Genomic DNA, 13,922 nt, shown 5'->3' with positions numbered 1-13,922 from the left:
GCCATGCCCCGCGCCGCCGCCCCCCACTCGCCGTCCGGCACGCTTGCCACGCCGCAGGACGGGCCGCTCGTCTCGCTTGTCGTGCCGTGTCACAACGAAGCGCCCGCGCTCGACAGGTTCTACCGCGCCGTGGCGCCCGTGCTCGATACGGTCGTCGGCGTGCGCTTCGAGATCGTGTGCGTGAACGACGGCAGCACCGACGCCACGCTCGACGTGCTGCTCGCGCTGCGCCGGGCAGACGCGCGCATCCGCGTCATCGACTTCACCCGCAACTTCGGCAAGGAAGCCGCGCTGAGCGCCGGTATCGACGAGGCGCAGGGCGACGCCGTGATCCCCATCGACGCCGATCTGCAGGATCCCCCCGCGCTCATCCCGGTGATGATCGAACGCTGGGGAGACGGTGCGGAAGTGGTGCTCGCCAAACGCACGAACCGTGCGAGCGACAGCGTCGCCAAGCGCGTCGCCGCCGGTCTGTACTACCGCGTTCACAACCATCTGTCCGAAGTGAAGCTGCCGGAGAACGTCGGCGACTTCCGCCTGATCGACCGCCGCGTGGTCACGGCGCTCAGGCAACTGCCGGAGCGCCGCCGCTTCATGAAGGGCCTCTTCGCCTGGGTCGGCTTTCATACGGAGATCGTCGAGTACGTGCGCGAGCCGCGCAGTGCGGGCGAATCGAAGTTCTCGGGCTGGCGTTTGTGGAATTTCGCGCTCGAAGGCATCACGAGCTTCAGCACGGTGCCGCTGCGCTGCTGGACGTATATCGGCGTCTCGCTGGCGCTCGTCTCGCTCGCCTACGGCGCCTACATCGTCCTGCGCACGATCATTCACGGCGTCGACGTGCCGGGCTATGCCTCGCTGCTCGTCGGCGTGCTCTTCCTCGGGGGCATCCAGCTCGTGGGCATCGGCGTCATCGGCGAGTACGTCGGCCGGATCTACTACGAGTCCAAGGGCCGGCCGCTGTATCTCGTGCGCCGGCGCTACCAGTCGAGCGTCAAGGTAAGCCATCTGCCCGCACGCGCCGGCAGCCGCGCGCTTCGTCATCCGCACGGCGCCGGCGCGGCGCTCCCGCCTGCGCGCAAGGCATTGCGCACCCCGACCGGCGCCAGCATGTCGTTCGCCACGCGCGCACGCCGACTCCCGTCGCGCTGACGCCGCACGCCCGCCGCCGCGCTCAAACGTTCCGGTAAGTCCAGTAGCGATGCAGCACGAAGGTCGTCGGCGGCACGACGAGCACCACGGCCGCGATACCCAGCCAGTGATTGCCGCCCAGGCCCTCCACCGTGCGCGCCACCACGGCGGTGAGCAATAGCCCGAAGATCGAGACCGGCACGAACCGCACGAGGCTCGCGCGGTGTACGCGCGCCGAAAAGCTCCACAACGTATTGAGCAGGTAGGAGCAAGGCGTGGCCGTGCAGAACGCGATGGCATTCGCGAGCACCGGGCCCGCACCGAACGCCTCGATCAGCGTGATTGCCACGATCACGTGCACCGCCGTGCAGACCACCCCCGACACCCCGAAGCGCAGGAGCGGCACGACGAGCGTGCGCACGCGCGGCGATGCGCGCAGCCGTTGCATGGTCGTCGACGAAGGACGCGGATCGGACATGGCGAAGGTTCGCGAAAGACGGCGCGTGGTTCGCCTGACGATACGAACGCCGGCGACCGCCACGGGTCGCGAGCCCGCCGTCAGGCCTCGATGATCATGAATTTATTCCATTTCCCGGAATATGGGTTGCATGCCCACGGGATGCGTCTAGGATTGCGTGGTACTCCGCAACAATGACACCCCCCGACAAGAACAGGAGGAAGACAATGCAACGCCCCAACGCCATCCATGCCGCGAGCCTGCTGGTCTTTGCCGCCGCGGCGTGGAGCACCGCGGTCGCGGCCGCCCAGACCGCGCCCGCGCCCGTGATGGCGCCTGCCGCGTCGCAGACGCTCACGGTGGCCGGCCTCTCGCAGCCGGCCGACATCCTGATCGACCGCAACGGCGTACCGCACATCTTCGCCGCCAACGAACGCGACGGATTCTTCGTGCAAGGCTTCAACGCCGCGCGCGACCGGCTGTTCCAGATCGACCTGTGGCGCCGCCGCGGCCTCGGCCAGCTCTCCGAAGTGTTCGGCCGCGCCTATGTCGCGCAGGACGACGCCGCGCGCCGCTTCCTCTACCGCGGCGACATGGCGGCCGAATGGCGCCGCTACGGGCCGGACGCCAAACCGGCTGCCCAGGCGTTTGCCGCCGGCGTGAACGCCTACATCGACTGGCTCGCCGCGCATCCGGACCAGATGCCCTACGAGTTCCGCAAGGTCGGGTACTGGCCGTCGAAGTGGACCGCCGAGGACATCGTGCGCATTCGCAGCCACGGCCTCACGCGCAATCTGAAGAGCGAAGTCGCGCGCGCGAAGGTCGTGTGCAAGGCGTCGCTCGACGCGGACAGCGTGCGCGTCGGCCTGCAGCCGGCCTGGAAGACGCAGGTGCCCGACGGGCTCGACCCGTGCCTGCCCGACGATCTGCTCAAGGTTTTCGATCTGGCCACGCAGGGTGTGAAAATCACCCGGGAGTCGTTGCAGCGGGCCGACGCCGACATCGTCGAGCTGGCCGACGCCGGCCCTTACGATGCGTCCACCGAATCGGCCGAGGGCAGCAACAACTGGGTCGTCTCGCCGCAGAAATCGGCCACGGGGCGCGCCATCATGGCCAATGATCCCCACCGCGCCTACGCCGCCCCGAGCCTGCGCTACATCGTGCAGGTGAGCACGCCCACCCTCGATCTGATCGGCGCGGGCGAGCCGGCCATTCCCGGCGTGGCGATCGGCCACAACGGCACGATCGCGTTCGGCCTCACGATCTTCAACATCGACCAGGAAGACCTCTACGTCTACGACCTGAACCCGGCCAACCCCGATCAGTACCGGTATCGCGGCAAGTGGGTGCCCATGCGCACGGTGCGCGAGTCGATCGCCGTGCGCGACGGTGCCCCCGTGCAGACGGACCTCAAGTTCACGAAGCACGGTCCGGTGATCTACGTCGACCGTGCGAAGCACCGCGCGTATGCCGTGCGCACCGCCTGGCTCGAACCCGGCATGTCGCCGTACTTCGACGCCATGCGCTACATGCGCGCGAAGAACTACGCGCAGTTCCAGAAAGCGCTCGACACCTGGGGCGCCCCGACCGTCAACCAGGTCTACGCGGACGCGTCGGGCAACATCGGCTGGGTGCCGAGCGGCATGGCGCCGATCCGTCCGAACTGGGACGGCCTGCTGCCCGTGCCCGGCGACGGGCGCTACGAATGGGCGGGCTTCTGGCGGCGCGATCAGCTGCCCTCGGCGTACAACCCCGCCGCGGGTTACTTCACGACGTCCAACGAGATGAACATGCCTGCGGGCTACCCTTACGCGCAACGCAAGCTCGGCTTCGAGTGGACCAACGGTTCGCGCCACGCGCGCATCGATGAAGTGCTGCGCGCGAAGGACAAGGTCTCGCTCGAGGACTCCGAGCGCCTGCAGAACGACATCGTGTCGATTCCGGCGCGGCGCCTCACGGCGCTGCTCGCCCCGCTCTCGAGCGACGACCCGCAAACGGCCGCCGCGCTGCGCCTGCTCAAGGGTTGGGACGCCGAAATGCGCGCCGATTCGGCCCAGGCGGCGCTCGAGGAAGTGTGGTTCAGCCGCCATCTGGGCCGCGCGTACAAGAACGCCGTGCTGCCCAAGGCGGCTGCGGACAGCTTCGGTGCGCCCGACCCTGCCGCCATGCTCGACGCCCTGGAGCAACCCGCCGCCCGCTTCGGCGAGAATGCCGGCGCCAGGCGCGACGCCGTGCTGCTCACGAGCCTCGGGCAAGCCTGGGGCGAGATGGTCAGGCTCCAGGGCCCCGACCCGGGCGCGTGGCAATGGGGCAAGCTGCAGACGAACCTCAACGCCCACCCGCTCGCCGACGCGGTGGACGCCGACATGCGCGCCAGGCTCAACGTCGGTCCGATGCCCAAGGGCGGCAGCGCGTTCACGCCCAACCAGTCCACGTACCGCGTGAGCGACTTCCGGCAGACCAACGGTCCGTCGTTCCGGATCGTGGTCGACGTCGGCAACTGGGACAACACGCGCGCGATGAATCTACCGGGCGAGTCGGGCAATCCGGACAGCCCGCACTATCGCGACCTCGCGCAGAAGTGGCTCGACGGCCAGTACTTCAGGCTGCCCTATTCGCGCGCGGCGGTCGAGGCTGATACCGAGACCCGGCTGCATCTGGTGCCGGAGTCGGCGCGCTGAGCGCGAAGACGCGTCGTCCCGCATGAAAAACGGCCGGCGGGAAATCCCGACCGGCCGTATTGCCGGGTGAACGCTCCCGGGCAAGCGCGACGCTCGCTCAATGTCCGCCGGCAACGAACTCCGGCTTCTCGCGCTTGCGCTCGCGCGAGCGATCGACCGCATTCGTGGGCACGAGCAGGAACAGCAGCACGACGCCGATCGAGATCGCGAGAATCGACAGGAACGTGAGATGCAGCGAGTGCTGCAGCACCGCGCGGATCGCCTCGTCGGCCAGGTTCGACACGCCGCGGTCTTCGAGCACATGGCGCAGTTGGTCCGAAGTCACCGGGCCGAGTCCGCTCGAATGCGTCAACCCGAAGTTCAGCACGGCGCCGAACAGCGTTGCGCCGAGCGTGCTGCCCAGGTTGCGCGAGAAAATGTTCGACGCCGTGGCGCTGCCGCGCTGCGACGGGTCGACAATCTCCTGAATCAGCACGAGCGCGCTCACGCTGCCCGTGCCCATCGAGAAGCCCATCAGCAGCGAGCCGAAGCCGGCGAGCAGCGGCGAGCTGCTCGGCCCGAGCAGCGCGAACACGATGCCGCCCAGCGGCATGAGCAGGCTGCCGCCCACGAGAATGCGCCGCAGGCCGAAGCGCGCGAACGTCTTGGCCGCGATCGTCGATCCGATCGGCCAGCCGACCATGATCATCGTGAGCGCCATGCCGGCCACGACCGGCGTCTGGCGCAGCACGCCCTGCGCGTACATCGGCAGGAACGTCGTCAGGCCCATGAGCACCATGCCCGAGAGCAGGGTCGCCGCGTTGGCCGCTGCAATCGGGCGATGGCTCCACAGCGCGAACGAGATCATCGGGTCCCTGGCGCGGCGTTCCTGCCAGACGAACAGCGCCGACGCGACCGCGCAGACAAGCACACCCGACCACACATGCGTGTCGGTAAAGGCGTTCGCATCGGTGAGCGCGATCATCAGCCCGGCCACGGCAACCGTAAACAACGCGGCGCCCGGCACGTCGATGCTCGGCCGCTGGCGCGGCGCCTCTTCATGCAGATAGGCGACGAAGCCCGCGGCGGCGAGCAGGCCGATCGGGATGTTGATCCAGAAGATCCACGCCCACGACAGATCGCGAATGATGAGACCGCCGAGCATCGGGCCGAGCACGGCCGAGATGGCCCACACGCTCGCGAGATAGCCCTGCACCTTGCCGCGCTCGCTGATCGGGTAGTAGTCGGCAATGATCGTCAGGCTGACCGGCTGGATACAGGCCGCGCCCACGCCCTGCAGCAGGCGAAACGCGATCATGGCGGGCATCGACCAGGCCAGCCCGCCGCCGAGCGAGGCGACCAGGAACACGGCAATGCCCACCAGAATCACCGGCTTGCGGCCGTAGAGGTCGGCGAGCTTGCCGAAGACCACGGTCATGGCCGTTTGCGCGAGCAGAAAGGCGGAAAAAACCCAGCTGTAGAGATTCAGGCCGCCGAGCTGGGCAACGATTTGCGGCATGGCCGTCGAGATGATCGTGGCTTCGATGGCCACCATCGACGTGGCCGCCATCACGGACGCCACGATGAACGGCCGCACGGAATTGCGTGTCGCAGACATGTGTTTCTTGGTTTTGGGGGATGAAGGCAACAACTTGCGAGGATCGCCGCCCTCCTGTCGGGGGCAGCGGCAACGCCGGACGGCGGAAGACGGATCGAACGTGGCGGCAGCGGCCGCGCGCGTCGTCAAGACGACTTGGGCCAGGCGATGCAGCCAAGCATAGCCGAATGCGGGAAAACGCGTATGACGCCGCGACGCACGGCCGACAGCGTGGCGCAAAGCCTTGTGCGACGGGGACTTACGCCGCGCATAACCCTGCCCGAAGGCGGGTTATCGACGTTTTGCGTGCGCAAGCGCACAGACGCGCCCCCCGACCGTCGCCGCGCGCGTTGCCCGCGCGCGACAGTCGCCGTCCCCCGATTCAGGCGCGCCGATGCGGCCTGGGGCCGCACCCGCCGCGCGCGCGGCGTCACGCCGTGCGATTGCGCTTGAGAATGCCGTAGATCACGAGCAGGACGATGGCGCCGAGGATCGACGCAATCCAGCCGGCCGACTGGCCTTCGGTGTAGAGGTGCAGGGCCTGGCCGACATATTTGGCGAGCAGCGCGCCGGCAATGCCGAGGATGATGGTCATGATGATGCCCATATTGTCCCGGCCCGGATGCAGCGCGCGGGCAACGAGGCCGACGATCAGACCAACGACGATGGTGCCGATAATGCCCATGACGTGTCTCCAAGGACGGTAACCCGAACGCAGTATAGCGTCGAATCCGGCCGATTCGGCAACCGTCCCGGCGAGCCCCGGCCCGCGGCCTTGCGGCCCACATGCCGGGACCGTCGACGCATGCCGCGATGCTATGCCGCCTATAAGCGCCGGCTATTTGTCAAAAATCCCCGGCTGCGCCATCATGAGGCACGCTAGCCAACCTGCGGGGGCGCAGCGCCCGTGCAGCCACGCGGTCCCGGCCGTGCGGCGAGGAAACGGGCGTCGCGTCGACGCGCTATAATCTGGGGCTATCAGATCCCCCACATCATGCAACTGCTCGCTCTCGGCCTGAATCACCACACGGCGCCCGTTTCGCTGCGCGAACGGGTGGCGTTTCCGTTCGAGCGGATCGAGCCGGCGCTGGCGGGACTCCGGAGCCTGTGGGCCGGCAGCGGGAGCGGCCGGTCGAGCGCGCCCGAGGCCGCCATTCTCTCGACGTGCAATCGCACCGAGATCTACTGCGTGACGGATGATGTCGCCGCCCGCGAGCGCGCGGTGCATTGGCTGTCGCAGTTCCACAACATCCCGGCGGGCGAGCTCGCCCCGCATCTGTACGCGCTGCCCCAGTCGGACGCCGTGCGTCACGCCTTTCGCGTGGCGAGCGGCCTGGATTCGATGGTGCTCGGCGAGACGCAGATTCTCGGGCAGTTGAAGGACGCCGTGCGCACGGCCGCGGAAGCCGGCGCCCTGGGCACGTATCTGAACCAGCTTTTCCAGCGCACCTTCGCGGTGGCCAAGGAAGTCCGCGGCCAGACCGAGATCGGCGCGCACTCGGTGTCGATGGCCGCCGCCGCGGTGCGTCTGGCCCAGCGCATTTTCGAAAGCCTCAGCACGCAGAAGGTACTCTTCATCGGCGCGGGCGAGATGATCGACCTGTGCGCGACGCACTTCGCCGCGCAGACCCCGAAGGCCTTGTACATCGCCAACCGCACCGCCGAGCGCGGCGAGAAGCTCGCCGAGCGCCTGGGCGGCACGGCGATCCGCCTCTCGGAGCTGCCGCAGCGCCTGCACGAGTTCGACATCGTCGTGTCGTGCACGGCGAGCACGCTGCCGCTCATCGGGCTGGGTGCGGTCGAGCGCGCCATCAAGGCGCGCAAGCACAAGCCGATGTTCATGGTCGATCTGGCCGTGCCGCGCGACATCGAGCCGGAGGTCGGCCGCCTGACCGACGTTTTCCTGTACACCGTCGACGACCTCGGCGCAGTCGTGCGCGAAGGCAACGCACTGCGCCAGGCTGCCGTCGCGCAAGCCGAAGCGATCATCGAGACGCGCGTACAGAACTTCATGCAATGGCTCGACGCCCGCAGCGTCGTGCCGGTCATCCGCGACATTCACGGCGCGGCCGAGGCCATGCGTCTTGCCGAACTCGAGCGCGCCCAGCGCATGCTCGCACGCGGCGACGACCCGGCCGCGGTGCTCGACGCCCTGTCCCAATCCCTCACGAAGAAATTCCTGCACGGCCCGACCCACGCGCTGAACACGGCGCGCGGCGATTCGCGCGAGCAGATCCTTCACCTCATTCCCGAACTGTTCCGCACCTCGGGATCCGCCGACAAATAGATGAAAGCGAGCATGCAAGCCAAGCTCGACCAGTTGACGCAACGTCTGGTCGAGCTTGATGGCCTATTGAGCCAGGGCGACGTCACCCGCGATCTGGACAACTACCGCAAGCTCACGCGCGAACACGCCGAGCTGGCCCCCGTGGTCGCGCAGTATCAGCAATACCGCCAGGCGCACAACGACGTCACGGCCGCGCATGAGATGGCGTCCGACCCCGAAATGCGCGAGTTCGCCGAAGCCGAGGCGGCGCACGCGCGTGCCCGCATGGAAGACATGGAAGGCACACTGCAGCGCATGCTGCTGCCGCGCGATCCGAACGACGATCGCAACATCTACCTGGAAATCCGCGCGGGCACCGGCGGCGACGAATCGGCGCTCTTCGCCGGCGATCTGCTGCGCATGTACACGCGTTACGCCGAACGCCAGCGCTGGCAGGTCGAGATCATGTCGGCGAGCGAGTCGGATCTGGGCGGCTACAAGGAAGTGATCGTGCGCCTGGTCGGCCAGGGCGCCTACTCGCGTCTGAAGTTCGAATCGGGCGGCCATCGCGTGCAGCGCGTGCCGGCCACGGAAACGCAGGGCCGCATCCACACCTCGGCCTGCACGGTCGCGGTAATGCCGGAGGCCGACGACGTCACGGACGTCGAAATCAATCCGGCCGACATCCGCATCGATACGTTCCGCGCGTCAGGCGCCGGCGGCCAGCACGTCAACAAGACGGACTCGGCCGTGCGCATTACGCACCTTCCCACGGGCATCGTCGTCGAGTGCCAGGACGATCGCTCGCAGCATCGCAACAAGGACAAGGCGCTCAAGGTCCTGGCCGCGCGCATCAAGGACGCGCAGTTGCGGGCCCAGCAGGCCAGGGAAGCGGCCACGCGCAAGAGCCTGATCGGCTCTGGCGACCGCTCGGAGCGCATCCGCACGTACAACTTCCCGCAGGGCCGGATGACGGATCACCGCATCAATCTCACGCTCTACAAGCTCGAATACATCATGGACGGCGATCTCGACGAGTTGATCAACGCGCTGGTGACCGAGCATCAGGCGGAACTGCTGGCGTCGCTGGGCGAGACGGCGTGATGGCGCACGGCCCGACGGGAAACGCGCCGGCGTCCGGGCCGCTCACCGTCGCGACGTTGTTGCGCGAGCCCGGTCTGCCGGCGCTCGAGACGCGCATCCTGCTCGCGCACGTGCTTGGCTGGAGCCGGACGCAGCTCATCACGCGAGACCGCGAACCCCTCGCGCCCGACACGGTCGCCGCCTATCGCGAGTTGCGCGCCCGACGCCTCGCCGGCGAGCCCATTGCCTATCTGGTCGGCACGCGCGAGTTCTTCGGGCTGACGCTCTCGGTCAGCCCCGCCGTCCTCATTCCCCGCCCGGAAACCGAATTGCTCGTGGAGCTGGCGCTCGAGCGTCTGGCCGCACGCCAGGCGCCGCGCGTGCTCGATCTGGGCACCGGCAGCGGCGCGATCGCCCTGGCGATCGCCCACGCGCGCCCCGACGCGAAAGTGATCGCGCTCGATCGCTCGGACGCGGCGCTCGGCGTCGCCCGCGAGAACGCCCGCCGGCTCGGCCTGACGCACGTGCAATGGCTCGCGAGCGACTGGTACGCCGCCCTGCCGGCCGACACCGCGCCCTTCGACGTCATCGTCTCGAATCCGCCGTACATCGTCGCCGGCGACGAGCACCTGTCGCGGGGCGATCTGCGCTTCGAGCCCGTCGACGCGCTCACCGATCACGCGGACGGCCTCGCCGCGCTGCGCACGATCGTGAGCGGTGCGCCCTCGCGACTGGTGGCGAACGGCTGGCTGCTGTGCGAGCACGGCTACCATCAGGCGGCCGACGTGCGGGCGCTGTGCGCCGCGGCGGGCTTCGCGGACGTAGTCTCCGAGCGCGATCTGGCCGGCATCGAGCGCACGACGGGCGGACGGCGCCCCTGAGCTCGGGCCGGCGCCGGCATTGCGGGGCACCGACGCGATGTCCGCCGCCGCCGCCGCGTTGGCCCCGACGGCCGCGGCGGAAAACCGCTAAAATGGCGGATACGCCGATTTTCCGGCATCCCCACGGGCTTTCCACCATGACTACCCAGCAACGTATCCAGCAAATCGTCACCGACCACCCGGTCGTGCTCTTCATGAAGGGCAATGCGCAATTCCCGATGTGCGGCTTTTCGGGCCGTGCCGTGCAGATCCTGAAGGCGTGCGGCGTCGACAACCTGTTCACGGTGGACGTGCTGCAGGACGAGGAAATCCGTCAGGGCGTGAAGGAATTCGCCAACTGGCCGACCATTCCGCAGCTCTATATCAACGGCGAATTCATCGGCGGCTCGGACATCATGATGGAGATGTACCAGAGCGGCGAACTCAAGCAGATCCTCGCCGAAGTCGCGTAATTCGGCGCCAATGACGCCTTCGACGCCCCCCGCGTCCTCCGCGCCCTCGGCACCCTCGGCACCCTCGGCACCCTCGATGGCAACGGCGGCGGCGACACCCGCGCGGCTGGTCGTCGCCATCACGGGGGCGACCGGCGCCGTCTACGGGGTGCGTCTGCTCGAGCGCCTGCGCGCCATGGGCGGTGTGGAGACTCACCTGCTCGTCTCGAGCGCCGGCTGGCTGACCCTGCGCCACGAGCTGGGACTCGAACGCGCCGACGTGCAGGCGCTGGCCGATCAATACCACAGCGTGCGCGAGATCGGCGCGAACATCGCGAGCGGCTCGTTCGCCACGGCCGGAATGGTCGTGGCGCCTTGCTCGATGAAGACGCTTGCCAGCGTGGCGCACGGTCTGTCCGACAACCTCATCTCGCGCGCCGCCGACGTCACGCTCAAGGAACGGCGCCGTCTCGTGCTGATGGTGCGGGAGACGCCGTTCAACCTCGCGCATCTGCGCAACATGACCGCCGTCACCGAGATGGGCGGCATCGTCTATCCGCCCCTGCCCGCCTTCTACAACCACCCGGCATCGCTCGACACAATGGTCGACGACACGGTTGCGCGCGTCATCGATCTGTTCGGCATCGCCCCGCCGGTCTCCACGAGCTGGGACGGCCTCGGCAAGGGCGCGGAAGCCTGACGCCGGCAGTCCCGCGCAGCGCACGCACTAGCGCACGCCGTCGACCCAGCGCTGCAGCGTGTCGAGCGCGCCCTGTGGCTGGCCGGCGGCGGACTCGGGCGTCTGCACGCACAACTCCAGCATGACCTCGTTGGGATCGAGCAGATAGAGATGCTCGCCGTCGCCATGCCGCTCGGCGGCGAACGGCACGTCGTAGGCGTCGAGCCGCGCCTTCCAGCGCTCGATGCCTTCGCGATCGCGCACGCGCAGCGCCACATGGTGGATCTGCGCCGCGGGCGTGTCGTGATGGTCGGTCGGCGCGAGTCCGTCGCAATTGAAGAAAGCCAGCGCCGCACCGGGCGCGAGTTCGTAGCTCACGAGCAGGTAGGGTTTGCCCCACAGACGGCTCATGCCCGTCTGCGCGCCCGCAAGCCGAAAGCCCATGACGTCGACGTAGAAGCGGTGGGTGAGAATCGCGTCGTAGCTCGGATACGCGACATGGTCGATGGCCACGGGGGTCACCGTTGCCGACGGATCGACGGCGGAGGTGGGGTCAAGCACGGCCTGAGTCATCACGATCCCCCGGGCAGCGAAGTGGCGATGCACGCCAGCGAGCCGCCGCGCGGGGCGACGGCATTCGGGAAACTGCGTTTGTAGTGTAGTCTCGCAACCCGCGTGGCGACAACCGAGTGTCAGTCCGAGCGGCATGAACTATAGTAAAAACGCTACACTTCGCGTGCCAGGCCGCATGCCCCCTGCATGCGACATGTCCGCAACCGGAGTTCGCCATGGAGACCGCCCTCTCGCCTGTTGTCGTCTATGCCGTTGTCATGCTTCTGTTCGTCATGCTCGTGCTCGTCGTACCGGCGGGCGCGCGCTGGCGCACGCTCGCGTGGCCGGCGTCGATGCCGCCGCTCTCGCCGCACCGGCCGGGCGAGTTGCTCGGCACGCCGCGCACGCCCTATTGGCGCTCCCCGCAGGACACGCAGGCGCTTCGGCGTCCGTCGTATTTCGCCACCTCGGCCCGGCGCGGCCGTCGTCCGGCCAGCTTTCTCGCGCCGCGGGACCACGAGCGGCGCTGAGCGCCGCCCCCCCTCAACTCCCTGACTTCCCTGACTTCCCTGACGTCTCTTGCGTCTCTTGCGTCCCTCACGCCTCTTACGGCGCTCATGCCTGCCCACGCCCGCCGCCCCTCGGCCCCTCGGCCCCTCGGCCCCTTGGCCCCTTGGCCCCTTAGCCCCTTAGCCCCTTAGCCCCTTACGCCTTGTTACATCTGTAGTGCCGCCGTAGCACCGTCGGGCGTGCACGCTTCGTAAAATCGGGGCTCGTGATTCGCGCGCCGGCGCACAGGCAGACGCCGACCACGGGGTCACGACAGGACCACCACACGGTCGCCCCACAGTCGCCCCACAGTCGCCACAAGGTCGCCACAAGGTCGCACCGACCTCGTCCGCGCGGGGAGCGCGTCGTCAAACAAGGAGAACAGATGAAAGGTCACTACTGGATCGCCGCTGTGGGCTTCGCGGCCGCGATCGCCTCGGGCAGCGCCCTCGCGCGCACCGACGTCTCGGTCAACATCGGTATTCCCGGTCCCGCCATCGTGGCCCCGGCGCCGGTCTATGCGCCGCCTCCCCTCTATGCGGCGCCCGCACCGCTGGTCGTGGCGCCGCCCCCGCCGGTGATCTATGCACCGCGCCCGCACTACTGGCGTGGACCGCCCCCGGGGCACTGGCGTCACGATCGCGGCTGGGATCGCCGCTGGGACCGCCACGGCGGCCACTATCGCCACTGATCCACGCAAGCGCAGCAACGAAAAGCCCCGCCGGACAACCATCCCGCGGGGCTTCGTCTTGCTGGCGGTGCGGTTTCACCGCCTGGGGCGCCGGGGACCGGATTGCCGCTTGTCCGCCCGAGGCCGGCGAAGGGTCAATAGCGGTAGCAGCAGGGGTGACTGTAATACCCGCCGTAATATCCACCGTGATATCCGCCGTAGTACGGCCGCGCCGGTACGACGACGCATCCGGCAAGGGTGACGGCCAGCAATGCAGCAACGACTAACTTCATGGTCTGACTCCTGATAGGGGAACGTGCATCCGTTCGCTTCCTTTATATCGTTGCGTCGTCTGCGGGCCCATCACGCGTCTGTAAGCCGTGTAAGCGAAGGTTGCCAAACACCACACGTGTCGCACTTTGTTACGTAACATGGCCGGGCGAAGCCGTAACACCGCACCCCGATTCACCGATCGAAACCAGTCACCATGCGGGTTTTGGCGAGGCAACGACGCTGGCATGCGGTTTGCGTATGGCTAAGCGTCGCTCTTTCAATTGCCCCGAAAAGTGCGGCCTTGAGTCAACCCTCCTCCCGTTTCAGACGCGGGAGGAGGGACTTTTTTTTCCCGTTCGGCAGGCATGGGATTTCACATGCCGGACCGCCTCTCCTTCCCCGCCATCGAGCTTCGCCACTTGGCCGCGTCTTTCCTTCGCGTCTCAAATCGAGTCTTTATTCCATCCATGCGTTTGAAAGGTAATAACGCGATAACGGCGTCGACTTTCAATTTGTTTCCTTTATCTTTGAATCCTTATCCGACGGGCCTTTCCGAAGCGTTCGCCTTTCAAAGACCAGGCAATCCTCGGGCAAGTACCGACCTAAAGTCGAATTTGATGGTGTCGTAATCACCGCTATAGGGGGCTGTGCAATTCGGTTAGGTAATTTGAATTCAAACAACAGTGCTTTCGTGAT

14 protein-coding genes are annotated in these 13,922 nt (G+C 67.6%); 9 read left to right on the top strand and 5 right to left on the bottom strand.

Annotation, left to right across the window (positions count from 1 at the left end; all coding sequences use genetic code 11):
* The first annotated feature begins 3 nt into the window (after positions 1 to 3).
* A complete protein-coding gene (locus tag PNO31109_RS14395) occupies positions 4 to 1,149 on the top strand; it encodes a glycosyltransferase family 2 protein (RefSeq protein ID WP_241014205.1) in 1,146 nt (381 codons plus the stop codon).
* 22 nt (positions 1,150 to 1,171) lie between these two features.
* On the opposite strand, the gene PNO31109_RS14390 is transcribed toward PNO31109_RS14395, so the two are convergent.
* Positions 1,172 to 1,606, bottom strand: coding sequence for a GtrA family protein (locus PNO31109_RS14390; protein WP_150556146.1), 435 nt, complete (start codon positions 1,604 to 1,606; stop codon positions 1,172 to 1,174).
* Positions 1,607 to 1,812: 206 nt separating this feature from the next.
* Here PNO31109_RS14390 and PNO31109_RS14385 point away from each other — a divergent pair, with 206 nt between their 5' ends.
* On the top strand, positions 1,813 to 4,266 hold the full coding sequence (locus PNO31109_RS14385; RefSeq protein WP_150556145.1) for a penicillin acylase family protein: 2,454 nt from the start codon (positions 1,813 to 1,815) through the stop codon (positions 4,264 to 4,266).
* A 97-nt stretch (positions 4,267 to 4,363) separates the two neighbouring features.
* On the opposite strand, the gene PNO31109_RS14380 is transcribed toward PNO31109_RS14385, so the two are convergent.
* Both PNO31109_RS14380 and PNO31109_RS14375 read right to left on the bottom strand, forming a co-directional pair.
* Positions 4,364 to 5,863 (bottom strand): MDR family MFS transporter, encoded by a 1,500-nt coding sequence (locus PNO31109_RS14380; protein WP_150556144.1) that lies wholly within the window; start codon positions 5,861 to 5,863, stop codon positions 4,364 to 4,366.
* Positions 5,864 to 6,272: 409 nt separating this feature from the next.
* Positions 6,273 to 6,527: a GlsB/YeaQ/YmgE family stress response membrane protein gene (locus PNO31109_RS14375; protein ID WP_150556143.1), complete on the bottom strand. Its 255-nt coding sequence runs from the start codon at positions 6,525 to 6,527 to the stop codon at positions 6,273 to 6,275.
* Between the two features lie 309 nt (positions 6,528 to 6,836).
* Here PNO31109_RS14375 and hemA point away from each other — a divergent pair, with 309 nt between their 5' ends.
* From hemA to PNO31109_RS14345, 5 genes are all read left to right on the top strand, one after another.
* A complete protein-coding gene (hemA, locus tag PNO31109_RS14370; protein ID WP_150556142.1) occupies positions 6,837 to 8,129 on the top strand; it encodes a glutamyl-tRNA reductase in 1,293 nt (430 codons plus the stop codon).
* Positions 8,130 to 9,212: a peptide chain release factor 1 gene (gene prfA / locus PNO31109_RS14365; protein WP_150556141.1), complete on the top strand. Its 1,083-nt coding sequence runs from the start codon at positions 8,130 to 8,132 to the stop codon at positions 9,210 to 9,212.
* Complete coding sequence (gene prmC / locus PNO31109_RS14360; RefSeq protein WP_150556140.1) at positions 9,212 to 10,072, top strand: peptide chain release factor N(5)-glutamine methyltransferase; 861 nt, start codon at positions 9,212 to 9,214, stop codon at positions 10,070 to 10,072. Before prfA ends, prmC begins: the two co-directional genes overlap by 1 nt.
* A 137-nt stretch (positions 10,073 to 10,209) precedes the next feature.
* Positions 10,210 to 10,524: a Grx4 family monothiol glutaredoxin gene (gene grxD / locus PNO31109_RS14355; RefSeq protein ID WP_150556139.1), complete on the top strand. Its 315-nt coding sequence runs from the start codon at positions 10,210 to 10,212 to the stop codon at positions 10,522 to 10,524.
* Positions 10,525 to 10,600: 76 nt separating this feature from the next.
* Positions 10,601 to 11,203 (top strand): UbiX family flavin prenyltransferase, encoded by a 603-nt coding sequence (locus tag PNO31109_RS14345; RefSeq protein WP_150556138.1) that lies wholly within the window; start codon positions 10,601 to 10,603, stop codon positions 11,201 to 11,203.
* A 27-nt stretch (positions 11,204 to 11,230) separates the two neighbouring features.
* Here the strand turns inward: PNO31109_RS14345 and PNO31109_RS14340 are convergent, their stop codons facing one another.
* Entirely contained in the window at positions 11,231 to 11,743 is a 513-nt protein-coding gene (locus PNO31109_RS14340) for a VOC family protein (protein WP_174966394.1), read from the bottom strand.
* A 227-nt stretch (positions 11,744 to 11,970) separates the two neighbouring features.
* Between PNO31109_RS14340 and PNO31109_RS14335 the strand changes: the two genes are divergently transcribed.
* Positions 11,971 to 12,264 (top strand): hypothetical protein, encoded by a 294-nt coding sequence (locus PNO31109_RS14335; protein ID WP_150556136.1) that lies wholly within the window; start codon positions 11,971 to 11,973, stop codon positions 12,262 to 12,264.
* Between the two features lie 404 nt (positions 12,265 to 12,668).
* Positions 12,669 to 12,974, top strand: coding sequence for a hypothetical protein (locus tag PNO31109_RS14330; RefSeq protein ID WP_150556135.1), 306 nt, complete (start codon positions 12,669 to 12,671; stop codon positions 12,972 to 12,974).
* A gap of 134 nt (positions 12,975 to 13,108) precedes the next feature.
* On the opposite strand, the gene PNO31109_RS21950 is transcribed toward PNO31109_RS14330, so the two are convergent.
* A complete protein-coding gene (locus PNO31109_RS21950) occupies positions 13,109 to 13,246 on the bottom strand; it encodes a hypothetical protein (RefSeq protein WP_174966393.1) in 138 nt (45 codons plus the stop codon).
* Between the last annotated feature and the right edge of the window lie 676 nt (positions 13,247 to 13,922).

Source organism: Pandoraea nosoerga (genome assembly GCF_902459585.1).
GTDB classification, from domain to species: domain Bacteria; phylum Pseudomonadota; class Gammaproteobacteria; order Burkholderiales; family Burkholderiaceae; genus Pandoraea; species Pandoraea nosoerga.
This window is presented reverse-complemented; position numbering and strand designations above follow the sequence as displayed.

What these genes read in the sequence shown, in the direction of transcription:
- PNO31109_RS14395 (WP_241014205.1), top strand. Translation starts at nt 4, where the DNA reads ATGCCCCGCGCCGCCGCCCCCCACTCGCCGTCCGGCACGCTTGCCACG.
- PNO31109_RS14390 (WP_150556146.1), bottom strand. Translation starts at nt 1,606, where the DNA reads ATGTCCGATCCGCGTCCTTCGTCGACGACCATGCAACGGCTGCGCGCA.
- PNO31109_RS14385 (WP_150556145.1), top strand. Translation starts at nt 1,813, where the DNA reads ATGCAACGCCCCAACGCCATCCATGCCGCGAGCCTGCTGGTCTTTGCC.
- PNO31109_RS14380 (WP_150556144.1), bottom strand. Translation starts at nt 5,863, where the DNA reads ATGTCTGCGACACGCAATTCCGTGCGGCCGTTCATCGTGGCGTCCGTG.
- PNO31109_RS14375 (WP_150556143.1), bottom strand. Translation starts at nt 6,527, where the DNA reads ATGGGCATTATCGGCACCATCGTCGTTGGTCTGATCGTCGGCCTCGTT.
- hemA (WP_150556142.1), top strand. Translation starts at nt 6,837, where the DNA reads ATGCAACTGCTCGCTCTCGGCCTGAATCACCACACGGCGCCCGTTTCG.
- prfA (WP_150556141.1), top strand. Translation starts at nt 8,130, where the DNA reads ATGAAAGCGAGCATGCAAGCCAAGCTCGACCAGTTGACGCAACGTCTG.
- prmC (WP_150556140.1), top strand. Translation starts at nt 9,212, where the DNA reads ATGGCGCACGGCCCGACGGGAAACGCGCCGGCGTCCGGGCCGCTCACC.
- grxD (WP_150556139.1), top strand. Translation starts at nt 10,210, where the DNA reads ATGACTACCCAGCAACGTATCCAGCAAATCGTCACCGACCACCCGGTC.
- PNO31109_RS14345 (WP_150556138.1), top strand. Translation starts at nt 10,601, where the DNA reads ATGGCAACGGCGGCGGCGACACCCGCGCGGCTGGTCGTCGCCATCACG.
- PNO31109_RS14335 (WP_150556136.1), top strand. Translation starts at nt 11,971, where the DNA reads ATGGAGACCGCCCTCTCGCCTGTTGTCGTCTATGCCGTTGTCATGCTT.
- PNO31109_RS14330 (WP_150556135.1), top strand. Translation starts at nt 12,669, where the DNA reads ATGAAAGGTCACTACTGGATCGCCGCTGTGGGCTTCGCGGCCGCGATC.
- PNO31109_RS21950 (WP_174966393.1), bottom strand. Translation starts at nt 13,246, where the DNA reads ATGAAGTTAGTCGTTGCTGCATTGCTGGCCGTCACCCTTGCCGGATGC.